Source organism: Holtiella tumoricola, assembly GCF_027857615.1.
In the GTDB taxonomy this organism is placed as follows: Bacteria; Bacillota; Clostridia; order Lachnospirales; family Cellulosilyticaceae; genus Holtiella; species Holtiella tumoricola.
Window position 1 is genome coordinate 1 of the sequence record NZ_JAQIFT010000074.1, and the last position, 17690, is coordinate 17690.

A 17690-nucleotide genomic window follows, 5' to 3' on the forward strand; every position below is an offset into this window, starting at 1 on the left:
TGTTGTCACCTCTTAGCGGCGACTTTTACTATTTTATCTGAAGCGTTTCATTTTGTCAAGACTTTTTTTCATCTTTTATCTATTCTTATCAGATTATGTCCGCCTCACAAGTAGATATATTACAAGATGTGTTTACTTTTGTCAAGCCATCTTGTAAAGAAGAAATTTTCTTGTATTTTATATTGTATTATGCCTTTTATTTTGTTTTTAATACCTATTTTATTACTTTTTATTGTTTTAAGTAAACCTTATTTTATATCCTGCATTATACTTGTTTACTCTTTTTAATATCTATCACACTACCCCTTTCCCCTTGATCTATTTTCTTTAAATGCTCTACTAACTTATACTATAAGTTTTCTAAACATCTATTTTTATATCCTTATATTAATAAAATACTACTTAATTAATAAATCTGCTTGTTTCGGTTATTTTTAAGACAACTCTATCATATTTTATAGTAGGGTTTTTATCAAGGAGGTTATTGCCATGATCACAAAAAAGAAGAGCCATGCTATTAATTACGAACGTATTTATCAAGTATGTGCTATTGCAGCCATTTGTTTCTTAAGCTATGTAATTATTGCTTTCTTTTTAAGCATGAGTCATTTTCTATCTGTATTCCTTTTATTTTCAAGTATTATCTTTTTGATTTTACATTTAATCTTTAAAGTCAATCCTTTTCTTGTTACCTCTTTTATATGTTGTATTCTTTGTCTACTTAGTAATATTTATTTTATTTACATACAAAAATAGAAGACAAACCTACCTTTGTCTTCTATTTCCATTTAGTTAATTTTAATTTTTTATGGTTTCACTTTAATTCATTAAAATTAAAATTAAAATACCTAAAAATATGAATTCTACTCTGCTATCATATACTCTTCTAGTTCATACAACATACTTTTCATATCCATATGGCAACTTTCTACGATACTATATTTAGCAATAAGCCACTTTACAAATTCACATCCTATGTAATAACCTATATCAGAATGTCCTTTATAGCTATGCCAATCTCCGAAAAACTCCTGTGTATCCTCATTCTTATCAACCCTTAACTTATATTCTTTTATTAATTGTTTTTTATTTTCTTTGCACCATATAAGCCATCCATTAATATCTTGATGATAAAATGAATGATCGTTATATAGTAATTGCTCACAATACATCGCCATTCCTTCTCTATAAAGTTGCCATAATGAATGTTCCCACTGGGTATCTAGTTGAGGACTATTTTCTACTATGTGATCATGCCATATATGTCCAATTTCATGATAGATTAATGCAATCATACTTTTTGTATTATACCACTTAAGTTCTATTATCTTTTCAATGCCTAATAGAATAACTTTTCTGTTTCCTATATTAGTTGCCCAACCTGCTCCATTACATAGTCCTAAATAAAAGATAATATCTATATCTAACTGGTATTTTAAATTATTTTCTACCTTTTTAGATAAATTTTTAGTTACCTCTAAAAAAATTTCATGAACTTGTCTTAAAATATCCTCCCACTAAAAGCTTGTTCAATAACAGGTATTACTTCTTTTTTTAGATTATAATTATTACTATCTTGAATCCGCTTTTCTACTAATAATGGAGATATATTTGCTATATATCTTTTCCATTCTTCTAAAAATGCCGTAGTATTTAATCGCATGCTTGATTCTAACTTTTTTATTTCTTCATATGTATCAATTATTTTCATTGTTCTACCTCATCTATTAATTTCAACTTTTATCTATATGATAAGCCTCATATGCTTCTTCTATTTCAAACCCTATCCCATAGTATAGTTTTAAAGCATTCTCATTTTCTACTTCTACACATAAACAAACCTTCTCAACTTCTGCATCTTGCATAGACCATTTAATAGCATACTGTAAAAGTGCTCTTCCTATGCCTTTCCCTCTATAAGCTTCTTTTACTGCTAGAAAATGTATATACCCTCTTTTACCTGAAAGCTGCTGCTCAATAAACGTATATCCTACTATTTCTTGACCTTGCTTTACAATAAACACTTGATGACCTTTATCTAACATTGTGACTATTTCTTCTCCACTATAATACACCCCTGGCCACGTTAGATCATGAAGTGCTTTTACCTCTTCATATTCTTCAACCGATGGTACTTCTACTAAGTATTCTTCTAATGCACCTATGTTACTAGGATAAATTCTCAAAGTATATTCATCCCCCATAAAATGCGTATGCATTGAACGAAGTAATGATTTACACCACTCATGCTCTTTATGAATAAAAAACTTATAGGTATAGGCATTCCCTAGTTCTTTTAACACAAAACTTATAAGCTGTTCACTAAGTTCTAGCCACATTTGTTTTTCCTTCCCCTCTACAAAAGGACCTACCATTTCTACTACTTGCTTGGCCTCATCAATCTCTAGACCAATCACTGCTACAAGTTTTGAATCCTGTAAAATACCTACAGTTTTATTCTCAGGATCAGCAAAAGATTCTTTGACATCCGCTCTAATACTCTCCGGTTTTACTGAACAATACCCTATCCTATATTGAAGTAACTTATTGTACTTACTCATAAGTTGTACAATTTCCTCAGTATATTCTTCACCTAAATAACAACATTTCATTTCTTCACTCCCCCTTTTCATTATCAAATCATATCTATAGCTAAATCCATCTACAGTTGACTTATATTTTATAAAACCTACGTTTTCAAATAATCTTATTGAAGCATTATTATAATTATAAATTTCTCTTACACCTAGAGTAGTGTACCCCAACTCTCGTGCCCTTTCTTTTAAAACTTCTATAACTTGCTTACCTATTCCTTTTCCACGATATTTACTTTCCCCTATTACGATAGGCAAATCATCTTTGCATAATGTAACATCACCTATAGGCTTAAATTCATCTTGTTCCTGTATTTCTATAAAATAAAGTTCTCCTTGTTCATTTAAATAGTTATACATTCTTGTAAGCTTTAATGCATCATATACGCTTGCATCTTTTCCATCTACTAGGCGTAACATTTCTTCATCCTGATACCAGCTTAATGCAAAATCATAGTTGCCATCATATCTTCTCAATCTTAATCCCTTTGTAATATCAATCAATTGCATTTTCTTCTCTCCTTTATTCTGTCCTAAAGAAAAAACAGTAGAGCCATTACTTTTATCATAATGACTCTACTGTCTATAATGCAATCTATAAAATGTCTATCATGTATTTTTTATCTACTACCATATACAATCTTTCTAATACTTGCTAAGCTCAGATGATAAGAACTTGCTAAAGCTTCACAACTTTCTCCACTTGCATATGCTTCCTTAATCGCAGCATTGCGCATAGCTAAATAACTTCTTCCCCCTGAGCATTCTCCCCATTTCTTTTTATGTCCCTTTTTATTGGGTATATAAAGTATTTCACCCTGTATATAGTATTGTATTTGTTCTAATAATTCTTGTGGTAATATATCTTCTGCTTTTCTATATTTCATAATATCGCTCTCCCTAGAAAGTATGCTGTCATTCTCCAAGGTGCAGTATCTATGAAATAGAGCAGGCGACTTTAAACTAAGCTCAGTTCAGGCAATCGCCTTTATCTATTAATAGATCCTGCTGAGCAACTACTAACTCTTGTTGTACAAATCATACTTCTTCCTCCTCGCTTTAAAATTTATTAATATGTTCTTATCATATTATATTATCTTCATACTTTTCAATATCTTTTTAAGTCTATTGCATAATCCCATAAACAAATAAAGGTCTATGAAACTAGAAAATTATAACTCGTTCCATAGACCTTTATTGATAATTTAATTATTCATTCTATATAGCATTTCTATATCTTAGCTATTATAGTTTTTCCCAACTTTCATCACTGCCTGGAGTTGATGTTGTCCACCATTTCGCTTTATATGTTTCTCCATTGTAAGTTACAATATCGCCCCCTACATATGTTCCGCCTTGTACATAATTATTATCATTTGATTGATCTTCATCACTGTTACCAGCATTTTCTAGCTCCCAACTACTATCACTACCTGGAGTTGAATTTGTCCACCATTTTGCTTTATATACTTGTCCATTATAGCTTACGCGGTCCCCTTCTACATAAGCTTTACCTGGAATATAAACTTGTGTACCGTCTTCATTAACTTGAGGTGCTTTCTCCCATGCACTACTGTTATCTGGTGCTTCACCTTGTACCCACCATTTTGCAGTATACTCTTCACCTTTGTAGATAACCTTATCTCCAGTATTATAAATTCTTTCTGGATTATATGTATCACCTGGTTCTGGTGTTGTTGGTACTTCTTTAACTGTGATATTTCTTACAACAATCGTTGTTAAACCTTCACTATCTGTTACTGTATACATGACTTCATAGCTACCTGGTACATTTACATCTACAAAACCATCTAGTTTGATTGCATGTGTTAAATCACCATCTTCTTTATCATAGGCACTTACATTAGCCATTACATCAAAAGCATCCCCTACTTCAAGTACAATATCTTCTGCTCCGCGAATAACAGGTGCTGTATTTGGTAATTTAGTTACCACTATACGACGCTCTACTGATGTGAGTGCACCATCTTTATCTTCTACAGTATAGATTAAAGTATACGTTCCTTCTTTACTTGTATCTACTTGACCTGTTACTTGAATTGCTCCTGTTAAGTTACCATCTTCTTTATCATATGCACTAATACCATGCATAACATTAAAGTCTTCACCTACATTAATCTCTACATCTACTACACCACTAATAACAGGTGCTGTATTGGGTAATTTTGTAACGACTACTTGACGCTCTACTTCTGCTACTAAGCCTTTTGAATCTACAACTTTATAAGTTAATACATAAGTACCTTCTTTGTTTGTATCTACATTTCCTGCTACTTGGATTGCTGTTGTTAAGTCACCATCTTCCTCATCATGCGCGCTTACACCAGCCATCACATCAAAATCTTGTCCTAGGTTAATTTCAATATTATCTGCACCTGTAATAACTGGAGCTATATTTTCTTTTACAATGACATTACGTGCAACTGTTGTAATAACCCCCTGGCTATCTGACACTGTATAAGTTAATGTATAGTGACCTACAGTTGTTGTATCCACTATACCTTCTACTGTAATTGTTTCTGTTAAATCTCCATCTTCTTTATCTGTTGCTACTACATTTGCCATAGGATCAAATGTATCCCCTACTGTTAAAGCAACATCTTCTACACCTGTAAATACTGGAGCTTGATTAACATTTGCATCTTTTCCTGCTGGTATCATACCATTAAATGTAATATTTCTTACACCACTAAAGCATAAACCGATCATTCCTTGAAGATTAGTTGTTGCACCTGGTGCTAAGTTTTGCCATCCTGAAGATTGAATAGTTATTCTTGTGAATTCACCATTATCTTGTTTTGTTACTGTTCCACCCCAAGTAGATTTGAATTCAGCTGACTTTGGTAAATCAAAAGCAATTTCCCATCCACCTTTAATTTCTTCATCTGTATGGTTTGTAATAATAAATTCATATGTATAGTTTGGATGATCATAGTTACCTTTTAGCTCTACTTCAACACCAATTTCTGATGTTCCTTTTAAACTCTCATCTGTTTTGTTAGCTGGCCCCATTGCTTCAAGACCATCACTTAATCTCTTAGTAAGTGTATTTCCATAGGTGTACTTACCTTCATTAATATCTGTTGAACCTGGTACATAGTTTGGATTTAAACCATAGTCACCATCCATAACCCAGATTAATGCACCACCTAAGTTTTTCTCTTCAATATATTTTAAGCGTTCATCTATTGACCTTTCATTTTCATAGCTTAAGAATACACGTTCATCTGGTTGCCATAAATGTGGAACTTTCCCAACATTATCCCAATATACTTGTAAATTTGGATCTTCTTCCATTAAGTTAAGTACATGCCATAATGGGTTTGCACCTGCTGGTATCTGATAGCCTGTTGTATCATAATCTCCCCAGATATTGTACTTACCTGTTGCTGGTGTTTTACTGCTACCATGTAAACCTGTACCATCTCCGCCTTGTACATTCTCCCAACCTCTTGTGTAGTAAGGAATCCCCATAAGAATTTTTTCCGGAGGTAGTACACCACGATAGTAATTGTATGACCAATCCATACCTAATACTGGCATAATCATTCCTTTTGTTTCTGTATCTGCTGGATCTGGATAAATATTAGCTTGGTTTTCAACATATTGATTCCATCCACCATGATAGTCATAAGACATAATGCTTAAGAAATCTAAGTAGTTAGCATATTCATTAGACTCAACACCACCTAACACCCATGAAGATGCTGACACAGCAGCTGTTAGCATATAGTATTTGCCATCTTCTCTACCAGCTTTATCAAGTCCTTCTCTTAATTTCTTCATCATCACATTGTAACGTTTATTAATTGTTTGACGACGTGGCTCAGATACATCAAAATCATCTGGATTCCCTGATTGGCTTGTTGATGATGGGAATTCAAAGTCAATATCAATACCATCAAATCCATATGTTCTAATAAAGTCAACACATGATTGTACAAATGTATCAATACCTTGGTCTGTATCCATCATTGTGTAGAATCCACGTGAACCAGCCCATCCACCTACTGACATTAATAATGTTACATCTGGAAACTGCTTTTTCATTTGTTGAAGAATATTAAAATGTCCTTGATAAGGTAAGTTTGGATCAAGTGTTACAGGTTTTCCATTATAACTTAAATCCATGCCTTCAAATGTTTCCTCTATCGCTGCTTCACGATCAGAGAAAGTAATTTGATTTGTTTTTTCATCTACAAATGCAAAAGAATACTGAATATGTGTTAGTTCTTCCCATTGTAAATCTGTTACATTAAAATAATTATGCTCTGCTGACTTATATGCCCATTCTGGAAAATAACCTACAATTTTTCTTTCTAAATCTTCCGGTCTACTTGCTATTCTATCTTGTTCAACTGCCAATACTGTCCCAAAAGTTGGGATAGCACCATATACCATAGTCATACCAAGAACAACTGCCATAAGTTTTCTTATCTTACCTAATTTCATATTAAGCTCCTTCTTATATATTTAAATATTTTTATATTTATCTCCATTTATTACTTATATTGGTCATCTACATTATTTCGCAACTTATGTCCCTAGGTCAACATCCTACTTGTCCCTTATTTGTCCTCTTAATGTCCTTACTTTACTTAAAACTTTCTACTATCCCTTACGTTCTATAAAAAATAGATTTTATATACCAAAAAAGGCCTAGGCATAATTGCCTAGACCTCTTTTTATATTAACTTGAAATATTTTAAATTAGCTTAAATTATTTTAAGTTAGCTTTAGCTGTTTCAACTAATGTTGTGAAAGCTGCTGCATCATTGATAGCCATATCAGCTAACATTTTTCTGTTGATTGTGATGTTAGCGTTTTTAAGACCATTCATGAAACGGCTGTATGATAAACCGTTCATTCTGCTTGCTGCGTTAATACGAGCAATCCATAATGTTCTGAATTCGCGTTTTCTTTGTTTTCTACCAGCATATGAGTAGCTTAATGATTTCATTACAGCTTGTTTAGCTGTTCTGAATTGTTTAGATTTCGCGCCTCTATAGCCTTTAGCTAATTTTAATACTCTGTTACGTCTTTTTTTAGTAGCCATGCCACCTTTTACTCTCGCCATGTTCCTAACCTCCTACTGCTTTTTCTTATAAATGTGGTAATAAACGTTTCATTTGTTTTTCGTTTGTTGAATCAACAAGTCCAGCATGTCTTAAGTTACGTTTTCTCTTAGGAGATTTTTTTGTTAAGATGTGACTTGTGTATGCTTTTGATCTTTTAAGTTTTCCTGATCCTGTTACTTTGAAGCGTTTTGCTGCTGCTCTATTTGTTTTTAATTTAGCCATGAGTAGGATCCTCCTTTTAATAATTTAATTTTTATCTTAAGGTAACTATTTTGGTGCTACCACGATAGCCATGTTTCTACCTTCTAATTTAGGTCTGTTTTCAGCTACGCCATACTCTTCGAGAAGTGACATTGCTTGATCTAATATCTCAACACCTTTTTGTGTATGCATCATCTCACGTCCACGGAACATAACTGATACTTTAACTTTGTCCCCTGCTTTTAAGAATTTTTGAGCATTACGGACTTTAGTTTCGAAGTCATGTTTATCAATACTTGCTGAAAATCTAACTTCTTTAACACTAACTGTTTTTTGATTTTTACGAGCTTCTTTTTCTTTCTTAGCTGCATCAAATTTGTATTTACCGTAATCCATCACCTTACATACTGGTGGTTTTGCTTGTGGAGCAATTTTGACAAGATCAAGATTTTTTTCACTGGCCATTTGTTGAGCGTCTCTAATTGATACAATACCAATTTGCTCTCCATCTGCACCAATAAGTCTTACTTCTTTGTCACGAATTTGTTCGTTAATCATTAATTCGTTAATAATGGGCACCTCCTAAATTTGTTTGCCTGTATGAATTTAAACATCTCTTTTTGCGTTGATGTGAACGCACTAAAATAAAGAAGTGGATAGATGCATTCAACCTACCCACTTCTTTTCTATATCATACTAAATCTGTCGATTTAAAATTCAATTAGTATGACCTTACGAACTTAAGTCGTTGTAAGGTGAGAAGAGATAGCTTCTACTTGCATCTGATAACATATGAAATCTTACCATAGACAATTAGGTTTGTCAACTAGTTGTTCTCGTTTTGATCCTTCATTTCTAGATGGTAATTATATCTAGTTTTAATTTCGTTTGAAACACGGCTTACAAATGTGTCTAGTGCTACAGCACCTTCATCACCATTTTGTCTGCTTCTTACAGATACAGTTCTATTCGCTTCTTCATCCATACCTACAACTAAGATGTATGGTACACGTTCCATACGTGCTTCACGGATTTTGTAACCGATTTTTTCTGTTCTGTAATCTGCTTCAACTTTTATGCCGTTATCTTTAAGTGCTTTAGTAACTTCTGCTGCATAATCAGCATATTTATCTGAAATAGGAAGTACTTTAACTGCTGTTGGTGCAAGCCATGCTGGGAACGCCCCTGCATATTTTTCAATAAGCATAGCAAGTGTTCTTTCATAACATCCAATTGATGAACGATGGATAATGTATGGACGTTTCTTCTCTCCATTTGAATCTACATAAGTCATACCAAAACGTTCTGCTAATGCAAAGTCAATTTGGATTGTGATAATTGTATCTTCTTTACCATGTACATTTTTAAATTGAATATCAAGTTTTGGACCATAGAATGCAGCTTCACCCTCTGCTTCTGTATAGTCAATATCAAGATGATCTAAGATATTTTTCATGATAACTTGAGTTTCTTCCCAAGCTGCTGGGTTATCAATATATTTCTCTGTATTTGATGGATCCCATTTAGAGAATCTGTAAGAAATATCTTTATCAATACCAAGTGTATTCATAATGTATTTGATAAGGTCAAGACATCCTTTAAATTCATCTTCAAGTTGCTCTGGTGTACATACAATATGTCCATCTGCAAGTGTAAATTGTCTTACACGAATAAGTCCATGCATTTCTCCTGAAGATTCATTTCTTGCAAGGGTAGCTGTTTCAGCATAACGGATAGGAAGATCACGATAGCTGTGTTGCTCTGAGTTATAGATACAGAATTGGAATGGGCATGTCATTGGACGAAGTGCAATAATTTCATTATCTGTTTCTTCTTCTCCCATTACAAACATACCATCTTTGTAGTGATCCCAGTGACCTGAAATTTTGTAAAGGTCATTTTTAGCCATACTTGGTGTTTTTGTAAGTACATAGCCACGTCTTTCTTCCTCATCTTCTACCCATCTTTGAAGTGTTTGGATAACACGTGCACCTTTTGGCATCATAAGTGGAAGCCCTTGTCCTACTGCTTCATCTGTTGTGAAGAGTTTAAGTTCACGACCAAGTTTATTATGATCACGTTTTTTAGCTTCTTCAAGTTTTTCTAAATGCTCATTAAGCTCAGCTTTTTTAGGGAATGCTGTTGCATAGATACGAGCAAGCATTTTGTTTTTCTCATTACCTTTCCAGTACGCACCTGCAGCATAAAGAATTTTAAAAGCATCTACTGGTTTTGTACTCATAAGGTGAGGACCTGCACAAAGGTCTACAAATTCGCCTTGTTTATAGAAAGAAATAATTTCACCTTCTGGAAGGTCACGAATAAGTTCTACTTTATATGGTTCACCTGCTTCTTCCATCATTTTAATAGCTTCTTCACGAGGAAGTTCAAATCTTTCAATAGGAAGTTTTGCTTTTACAATTTTTTTCATTTCAGCTTCAATGGCTTTAAATTCTTCCTCTGTAAATGCTGTTTCACGATCAAAATCATAGTAGAAACCATCTTCTATAGCTGGTCCAATAGCAAGTTTTACATCTGGATAGAGATTCTTAACTGCTTGAGCTAAAATATGAGCTGCTGTATGGCGGAATGCCCATTTCCCTTCTTTATCATTGAATGTAAGAATTTCAATACTCGCATCTTCTGTAACTGGTGTTCTAAGGTCTACCATTTCACCGTTTAATTTACCTGCACAAGCAGCACGTGCTAAACCTTCACTAAGGTCTTTAGCAATATCTAAAATAGTGATACCTGCTTCATACTGCTTCTTAGTACCATCTTTTAAAGTAATATTAATCATTTTTCACCTCTATATATTGTATAGTTTCTTTATATTAAGAAGAGCTAAAGTTTATATTACAAATAAACTTCAGCCCTTACTTAGATACTGTTTTAGTCTTCTAAACTTTTAAGTTTATTCTTCTGTAGTTTCTTCTGTTTTATTGCCTGAAACTAAGTAGTTATACTTAGTTTTAATTTCTTCTGTAATTTTGCCAATGAAATCTTGAAGTGGCATCTTGCCTTCTTCACCATTTTCACGACTTCTAACAGCTACCTTACCTTCTGCTTCTTCTTCAGCACCTACAACTAAGATGTATGGTACACGTTCCATACGTGCTTCACGAATCTTGTAACCAATCTTCTCTGCACGTTCATCAATTTCAACTTTTACACCTGCATCTAATAAGCTTGCTTGAACTTTTTCAGCATACTCATGGTATTTTTCTGAGATAGGAAGTACTTTTACTTGTACTGGAGCAAGCCATGTTGGGAATGCACCTGCAAAGTGTTCTGTAATAACCCCAATGAAACGTTCAATACTTCCTAAGATAACACGGTGAATCATAACTGGTCTGTGTTTTTCACCATCTGCTCCAACATATTCAAGTTCGAAGCGTTCTGGAAGTTGGAAGTCTAATTGGATTGTACCACATTGCCATGTTCTACCTAAGCAGTCTTCAAGTTTGAAGTCAATCTTTGGACCATAGAATGCGCCATCACCTTCGTTGATTTTGTAATCATAGCCTAAATCTGTTAAAGCTTCTTTTAAAGCTTCTGTTGCTGTTTCCCAAGCTTCATCACTACCCATACTATCTTCTGGTCTTGTAGAAACTTCTACTTTATATTTGAAACCAAATGCTTTATAGACTTCATCAATAAGTGTTACAACACCTTTGATCTCACTCTTAATTTGTTCTGGAAGCATAAAGATATGTGCATCATCTTGAGTAAAGTTACGTACACGCATAAGACCATGTAACGCACCTGAAAGCTCATGTCTGTGTACAAGTCCTAATTCACCCATACGAAGTGGAAGGTCACGATAAGAACGCATCTTTGTCTTATACACTAACATACCGCCTGGACAGTTCATAGGCTTGATCGCATAATCCATTTCATCAATGACTGTTGTGTACATGTTTTCACGGTAGTGATCCCAGTGTCCACTTGTAAGCCATAAATCTTTATTTAAAATAATTGGAGTAGAGATTTCTTGATAACCCGCTTTTTTGTGAATTTCTCTCCAATAATTAATAAGTGTGTTTCTAAGTTCCATTCCTTTTGGTAAGAAGAATGGGAAACCAGGACCTTCATCAAGGATTGTGAATAATTCAAGTTCACGCCCTAATTTACGATGATCACGTTTTTTAGCTTCTTCGATTTTAGCTAAGTGATCTGCTAACTCTGATTTTTTTGCAAATGCTGTTGCATAAATACGAGAAAGCATTTTATTCTTTTCACTACCTCTCCAGTATGCACCTGCAACAGAAAGAAGTTTAATAGCTTCTACTGGTTTTGTAGTCATAAGGTGAGGGCCTGCACAAAGGTCTACAAATTCACCTTGTTTATAGAAGGAAATCACTTCACCTTCTGGAAGATCTTGAATTAACTCTACCTTATAAGGTTCACCTGCTTCTTCCATCATTTTAATAGCTTCTTCACGAGGAAGCTCAAATCTTTCAATAGCAAGTTTTTCTTTTACGATTTTTTTCATTTCAGCTTCAATGGCTACAAAATCTTCTTCTGTGAAAGGTCTTGCGCTATCAAAGTCATAATAGAAACCATCTTCTATAGCTGGTCCAATTGCAAGTTTTGTATCTGGATAAAGTCTTTTAACTGCTTGAGCTAAAATATGAGCACCTGTATGACGGAATGCCCATCTACCATCTGCATCTTTGAAAGTTACAATTTCTAACTCACAATCTTGATCTAAAGTATCTCTAAGATCTACTCTTTCACCATTTACTAGACCACAACAAGCCATTCTTGCTAAGCCTTCGCTTAAGTCTTTTGCTACATCTAGTACACTAATACCTGCTTCGTATTGTTTTACAACACCATCTTTTAAAGTAATGTTAATCATAACATTCCCTCCCTTTTCAATATAGTGTGTACTATTTCTAGAATTTGGGCATCAAAAAACTCTCGTCCTTTTCTAGCCACAAAAACTAGAAAAGGGACGAGAGTACATTTCCCGCGGTTCCACCCTTATTGTTTCTTTTAGAAACCTCTTGTTTCGACTATAACGTAGTCAACGGATTGGTTCTCAATCACTCAGAGCTGGTCTTCACCTATATTGCTTTAAAAATGCTCCCACCAACGCATCTTCTCTCTGAAAAAGTTCTATAAGCTACTTGTCTCTTCAACGTTTTTAAATATTCTATACTCATTCTATTCAAATTCCCCATCACTGTCAACACCATTCTTAACATAGTAGTTTTTTACAGCTGTTTTTGACAAAACTCACAGCCTTTACAACATATAAGTTGATCTCTAAAAAGAGTCTTGAGTGTTTCTAAAAATGGTTTATTTAATTTTTCATAGAAATCATGTAATACAATCTCTTTTGGAGATAAAGTGATAAGCATATGCAACACGCGATCTTCTATAGTAAGTGCTTCATCTTCCAAGTCTTCACAATACAATTTGGTCCAATAATCCGTTTGATCTTTTTCTTCTTCATCAAACAATAAAATAGTACCATCCTGTCTAGGCACTAAATGAACAAGCTCTATTTGCTCTTCCTGTAATCCCTTCATTTGTAGCAAAAAATTTATAAATTGTATATAGTCTTTTTGCATCTCATAGTCATATATGGTCTGTTCTATTACATCTTCAAGGATTACTTTATATTTTTCACTTCTAAAAGTAATCCAGCCATCTATGTTAATTTCCTTATATTTCTCTAATTCTTTATATATAGGAGTATAAATTACATAATAAGAAATATAAGATACACCATCTTCCTTAGCTATATAGTTATTATGGATAAATAATTTTTCTATTTCTCTTTTCTCCATTTTATCTAAGTCTTTACGAGCCCTTAAATAAGTTTTTGCAAATCCCTTTAAAAGTTCCTCTTGAATAAAATCTCCTATTAAAGTTACCATATTATTCAAGCTTTGCTCTTTATCTTTTTTATTCGGAGTAAATTTAAAACTATCTATATGCGCAAAGTGATCTTCTTCCCATTTCTCTCCTTGAAACTTTTGCTCTATTAAAGCACTCTCTAGTTTCGTCTTAAAAGGTTCTCCATACTTTTGTGTCCAGACTTTATATTGAATCATTGTATGCCTCCTCTGACTCCTCTAATTCAATATATGAGTGACCACTTGTTCACTTTCCCCAATATTAAATGTTCTTTTTGAATATTTTTAATGTGAGGATAAAATAAATATTTGGTTAAGTGTGAGGGCATGTAGGCAAGCTTATTATATTCCAACTTTTAGTCCTCAACTTTTAAGACAGGCTAAGTTCATTTCATCAAACTAACGGTCAAAACTCAGAAAACAAGTTCACTTTTCTTCAAACATTCCCCTAAAACCAGTTTGATTCCATTCACTAAGCCTCTCTAAAAACTCTGCGGAGGAAGTTTCCATACAACAACTTACCTTACAGCCCATCACATAATAGCCCCTTCCGATAGAAAAATAGCTAAACTACATGATGTATTTTCTAAACATCTTTCATGTGAAAGTGCTTAATCATTTAGAAGTTTAAATCAAAAGCACTATCAATTCTACAAAGCGTGTCTTACTTAACCCAGTAGCAAAAGGTATTGATACCTGCAAGATTTTGCCTTCCGAAGAAGAAACATTTACTCCTATCTCTTCACCACGGGGTGTCACTGGAAGTGAAAACTTACCTTCGTGAGTAGAAAAGGGCGGTAATACGTGGGTAACCTCACTGAAGCTTTTTCGAGGATGGACTTAGAATATAAGCTACATACAGTTTAGTAATCTCTTCGCTGGCGCAGTCCACAAAGTGAGGGAGGCATATTCGTAGACTTGATTCAGTGAGCTGGATAGGTGCGTTCTCCGGAATCTGCCTACGTAGCTTTCAGATAAGAAATGTACGAAATAAAAAAATAATGGTTTTAGGTGTGCTGTTTGAGCGTAGCGAGTTCACACCGTTATTATTTTGAATGAGTTACATTTCTCTGAAAGCGGAGTGTAGCAGGTGGAGGAGAATCCACCTAGCTAACTCACGCAAGTAGACTAAATATAAGCACACCCTCACTCTATAAAATATTTATTCTATAATTCAACGTATAAGAAGGGCTACTACGCATTTTGCGTAGTAGCCCTTCTATATAGTCTTTTTTATTTACAAAGTTTTGCTAGTTCATCAGCAACAAATTGTACTTGTGTTCCAATAATAATTTGGATACTTGTTTTGCTTGGTCTCATAACACCACGAGCACCTGATGATTTAATTTTCTTTTCATCAATTAATGTGTAATCTTTGATTTCAAGTCTTAAACGTGTGATACAGTTATCAATAGATGCAACGTTACCTTTTCCACCAAGACCTTCTAAGATTGTTTTAGCTACTGCTGTGTAGTCATTATTTGCAAGAGTTACTTGCATTTCATCTCCATCAATGTCATCATCTTCTCTACCTGGTGTTTTAAGATTGAATGTTGTGATTACAAATCTAAATACTGCATAGTAAACTACACCAAAACCTAAGCCAATTGGAACTAACCATAATGGGTTAAGTGCCATTGGTGCTTTTAAACTAAGTATTAAGTCAACAAGACCTGCACTAAAGTTGAAACCAGCTCTTACTGGTAATAAAGCTACAACAAATGCTGAAATACCTGTTAAGATAGCATGGATTAAGTATAATACTGGAGCTAAGAACATGAATGCAAACTCAAGTGGTTCTGTAACCCCTGTAAAGAATGAACAAACTGCTGCAGCACTTAATAAACCAAATGCTACTTTTTTCTTGTTATCTTTAGCTGTATGATACATAGCCAAAGCTGCTGCTGGTAAACCAAACATCATAACTGGGAAGAACCCTGCCATGTACATACCTGTTTGACCAAGTGTACCTGTACCTGCCCAGAAGTTACCTAAGTCATTGATTCCTGCAACGTCAAACCAGAATACTGAGTTGAGTGCATGGTGAAGGCCAACTGGAATAAGTAAACGGTTAAGGAATGCATAGATACCTGCACCTATTGCACCAGTACTTAAGATACTTTTTCCTAATGTTACAAGGCCTGTATAAAGAATAGGCCATACAAAGAATAAAATAATTGTTGCAACAATTGTAACACCTGCTGTTACAATTGCTACACAACGTTTACCACTAAAGAATGATAAGAAATCTGGCAACTTAGTATTTTTAAATTTGTTATAACAAGTTGCACCAATAATACCTGAAAGAATACCAATGAATTGATTGTTAACTTTTCCGAATGCTGGATTTACTGCTGCTACGTCTACGCCTGTAAACATTGCAACTGCACCTGTTGATAATAATGTTTGAATCATTAACCATGATACTAAGGCTGCAAGTCCTGATGTACCATCTTTATCATCAGACATACCAACACCAACACCTATTGCAAACAAAATAGCCATGTTATCAATTAATGCAGAACCTGCTTTAATTGTAAACGCTGACACTATGTTGTTAGCACCCCAACCTGTTGGATCAAGCCAATACCCGATACCCATAAGGATACCTGCAACTGGTAAACATGCTACTGGGAGCATTAATGATTTACCCAGTTTTTGAAGATACTTCATCATAATTATTTCCCCCTTATTCTGTATTTGTTCATTTTTAAAGGTGATATGTTTTAATAAGTATAATATGTACAGTTTATCCACCTTCACCGCTTAATATCGTACGTTTCCTAGAAAACAAAAAAACCAAATTTTGGGACACACAAAAAATATATATTTTAAATTACTAAAATATGTATTTTTATGTCCGCAAAATTTGGTTTTGCCTGCTTTACCAGTAACACCCCGTTCGATATTTGCTAAAATTAGTTTAGCAAATCCCAACATGGTTGTCAACAATTCAAAACATTTTTTTGTGCATTTAGTCTGTTTTATACTAAAACACCAATTTTCATTTGTGCATTTATTATTGTTTAAATGTTTTATTTAAATTTTTTTAAAGTTCATCTAAAATTTCTTTTAAATCTTTTTTATCAAACTCATATTTTGTACTACAGAAATGGCATACAAGTTCTAGATCTTCTTGATCATCATTTACGATATCTGTAAGTTCTTGTTTTCCTAAGCTAATAAGAGCACGTTCCATTTGTTCTTTTGAGCAATCACATTTGAATCTAGCTTCCATCGTATCCATGATGTCAATATCATCTCCAAGAAGCATTTTAATTATATCCTCAATAGATTTACCTTCATCCATATAACTTGTAAGAGATGTAAAAGTCTTAAGTCTTTCTTCTATTTGTGTGATTGCCTCATCTGTAGCATCTGGAAGTACTTGAATAATAATTCCACCAGCTTGTTTAATACTATAGTCACGGTCAATAAGTACACCAAGAATAACTGCTGTATTCGTTTGTTCTGAGTCTGCAAAGTAAAGGCTAAAGTCTTCTGCAATTTCACCTGAAAGCATAGGTACTTGTCCTGTATATGGTTCTCTCATACCAATATCTTTAATTACTGTCATGACAGCATTTCCTATTGCACCACTTACGTCTAACTTACCATTTTCCTTTTTAGGAATATCTACAATCGCTTGATGAGGGTAACCTTTAACATTACCTTTTGCATCAGCCTCTACTGTAATACCTTGGATAGGGCCATCCCCTTTAATCATAACACATACTCTATCAGAGTCATTTTTAAACATAGCACCCATCATAAGTGTACCTGTCATTGTACGTCCAAGTGCTGCTGATACTACTGGTGATGTACCATGATGTGCCGTTGCAACATTCACAAGTTCTGTTGTATTCGCACCAAAAAATCTAAATTGTCTACTACTATCTGTTCCTCTTACAATATAGTTTTTCATC

At 33.9% G+C, this 17690-nt stretch carries 14 protein-coding genes and 1 other annotated feature; of the genes, 1 reads left to right on the forward strand and 13 read right to left on the reverse strand.

Going from position 1 to position 17690, the window contains the following annotated elements; all coding sequences use genetic code 11:
• Positions 1–489 precede the first annotated feature (489 nt).
• A complete protein-coding gene (locus PBV87_RS21975; protein ID WP_271013766.1) occupies positions 490–756 on the forward strand; it encodes a hypothetical protein in 267 nt (88 codons plus the stop codon).
• Between the two features lie 107 nt (positions 757–863).
• On the opposite strand, the gene PBV87_RS21980 is transcribed toward PBV87_RS21975, so the two are convergent.
• The 13 genes from PBV87_RS21980 to hslO all read right to left on the reverse strand — a co-directional run bounded on the left by PBV87_RS21980 (position 864) and on the right by hslO (position 17689).
• Positions 864–1295, reverse strand: coding sequence for a hypothetical protein (locus PBV87_RS21980; RefSeq protein ID WP_271013767.1), 432 nt, complete (start codon positions 1293–1295; stop codon positions 864–866).
• Positions 1296–1501: 206 nt separating this feature from the next.
• On the reverse strand, positions 1502–1711 hold the full coding sequence (locus tag PBV87_RS21985) for a hypothetical protein (protein ID WP_271013768.1): 210 nt from the start codon (positions 1709–1711) through the stop codon (positions 1502–1504).
• A gap of 22 nt (positions 1712–1733) precedes the next feature.
• Entirely contained in the window at positions 1734–3104 is a 1371-nt protein-coding gene (locus PBV87_RS21990; RefSeq protein WP_271013769.1) for a GNAT family N-acetyltransferase, read from the reverse strand.
• A gap of 110 nt (positions 3105–3214) precedes the next feature.
• Complete coding sequence (locus tag PBV87_RS21995) at positions 3215–3481, reverse strand: CD3324 family protein (RefSeq protein ID WP_271013770.1); 267 nt, start codon at positions 3479–3481, stop codon at positions 3215–3217.
• Between the two features lie 358 nt (positions 3482–3839).
• Complete coding sequence (locus tag PBV87_RS22000; RefSeq protein WP_271013771.1) at positions 3840–7067, reverse strand: immunoglobulin-like domain-containing protein; 3228 nt, start codon at positions 7065–7067, stop codon at positions 3840–3842.
• Positions 7068–7335: 268 nt separating this feature from the next.
• Positions 7336–7692, reverse strand: coding sequence for a 50S ribosomal protein L20 (rplT, locus tag PBV87_RS22005; RefSeq protein ID WP_053982643.1), 357 nt, complete (start codon positions 7690–7692; stop codon positions 7336–7338).
• A gap of 25 nt (positions 7693–7717) precedes the next feature.
• On the reverse strand, positions 7718–7915 hold the full coding sequence (gene rpmI / locus PBV87_RS22010) for a 50S ribosomal protein L35 (protein WP_053982644.1): 198 nt from the start codon (positions 7913–7915) through the stop codon (positions 7718–7720).
• A 45-nt stretch (positions 7916–7960) separates the two neighbouring features.
• The gene (gene infC / locus PBV87_RS22015) at positions 7961–8452 is read right to left on the reverse strand and encodes a translation initiation factor IF-3 (protein ID WP_053982645.1); all 492 of its coding nucleotides are present in this window, start codon (positions 8450–8452) and stop codon (positions 7961–7963) included.
• A 268-nt stretch (positions 8453–8720) separates the two neighbouring features.
• Complete coding sequence (thrS, locus tag PBV87_RS22020; RefSeq protein WP_271013772.1) at positions 8721–10694, reverse strand: threonine--tRNA ligase; 1974 nt, start codon at positions 10692–10694, stop codon at positions 8721–8723.
• A 114-nt stretch (positions 10695–10808) separates the two neighbouring features.
• The gene (gene thrS, locus PBV87_RS22025) at positions 10809–12755 is read right to left on the reverse strand and encodes a threonine--tRNA ligase (protein ID WP_271013817.1); all 1947 of its coding nucleotides are present in this window, start codon (positions 12753–12755) and stop codon (positions 10809–10811) included.
• A gap of 92 nt (positions 12756–12847) precedes the next feature.
• Positions 12848–13050, reverse strand: a binding site (T-box leader).
• A gap of 66 nt (positions 13051–13116) precedes the next feature.
• Positions 13117–13962 (reverse strand): sporulation protein YtxC, encoded by an 846-nt coding sequence (ytxC, locus tag PBV87_RS22030; RefSeq protein WP_271013773.1) that lies wholly within the window; start codon positions 13960–13962, stop codon positions 13117–13119.
• A 1035-nt stretch (positions 13963–14997) separates the two neighbouring features.
• A complete protein-coding gene (gene nagE / locus PBV87_RS22035) occupies positions 14998–16440 on the reverse strand; it encodes an N-acetylglucosamine-specific PTS transporter subunit IIBC (protein ID WP_271013774.1) in 1443 nt (480 codons plus the stop codon).
• Between the two features lie 373 nt (positions 16441–16813).
• Positions 16814–17689 carry an Hsp33 family molecular chaperone HslO gene (hslO, locus tag PBV87_RS22040; protein ID WP_053982649.1) on the reverse strand — a complete coding sequence of 292 codons (876 nt, stop codon included), beginning with the start codon at positions 17687–17689 and terminating at the stop codon, positions 16814–16816.
• Position 17690 lies beyond the last annotated feature (1 nt).

Coding starts and splice junctions, on each gene's coding strand:
- PBV87_RS21975 (WP_271013766.1), top strand. CDS start 490: ATGATCACAAAAAAGAAGAGCCATGCTATTAATTACGAACGTATTTAT.
- PBV87_RS21980 (WP_271013767.1), bottom strand. CDS start 1,295: ATGATTGCATTAATCTATCATGAAATTGGACATATATGGCATGATCAC.
- PBV87_RS21985 (WP_271013768.1), bottom strand. CDS start 1,711: ATGAAAATAATTGATACATATGAAGAAATAAAAAAGTTAGAATCAAGC.
- PBV87_RS21990 (WP_271013769.1), bottom strand. CDS start 3,104: ATGCAATTGATTGATATTACAAAGGGATTAAGATTGAGAAGATATGAT.
- PBV87_RS21995 (WP_271013770.1), bottom strand. CDS start 3,481: ATGAAATATAGAAAAGCAGAAGATATATTACCACAAGAATTATTAGAA.
- PBV87_RS22000 (WP_271013771.1), bottom strand. CDS start 7,067: ATGAAATTAGGTAAGATAAGAAAACTTATGGCAGTTGTTCTTGGTATG.
- rplT (WP_053982643.1), bottom strand. CDS start 7,692: ATGGCGAGAGTAAAAGGTGGCATGGCTACTAAAAAAAGACGTAACAGA.
- rpmI (WP_053982644.1), bottom strand. CDS start 7,915: ATGGCTAAATTAAAAACAAATAGAGCAGCAGCAAAACGCTTCAAAGTA.
- infC (WP_053982645.1), bottom strand. CDS start 8,452: ATGATTAACGAACAAATTCGTGACAAAGAAGTAAGACTTATTGGTGCA.
- thrS (WP_271013772.1), bottom strand. CDS start 10,694: ATGATTAATATTACTTTAAAAGATGGTACTAAGAAGCAGTATGAAGCA.
- ytxC (WP_271013773.1), bottom strand. CDS start 13,962: ATGATTCAATATAAAGTCTGGACACAAAAGTATGGAGAACCTTTTAAG.
- nagE (WP_271013774.1), bottom strand. CDS start 16,440: ATGATGAAGTATCTTCAAAAACTGGGTAAATCATTAATGCTCCCAGTA.
- hslO (WP_053982649.1), bottom strand. CDS start 17,689: ATGAAAAACTATATTGTAAGAGGAACAGATAGTAGTAGACAATTTAGA.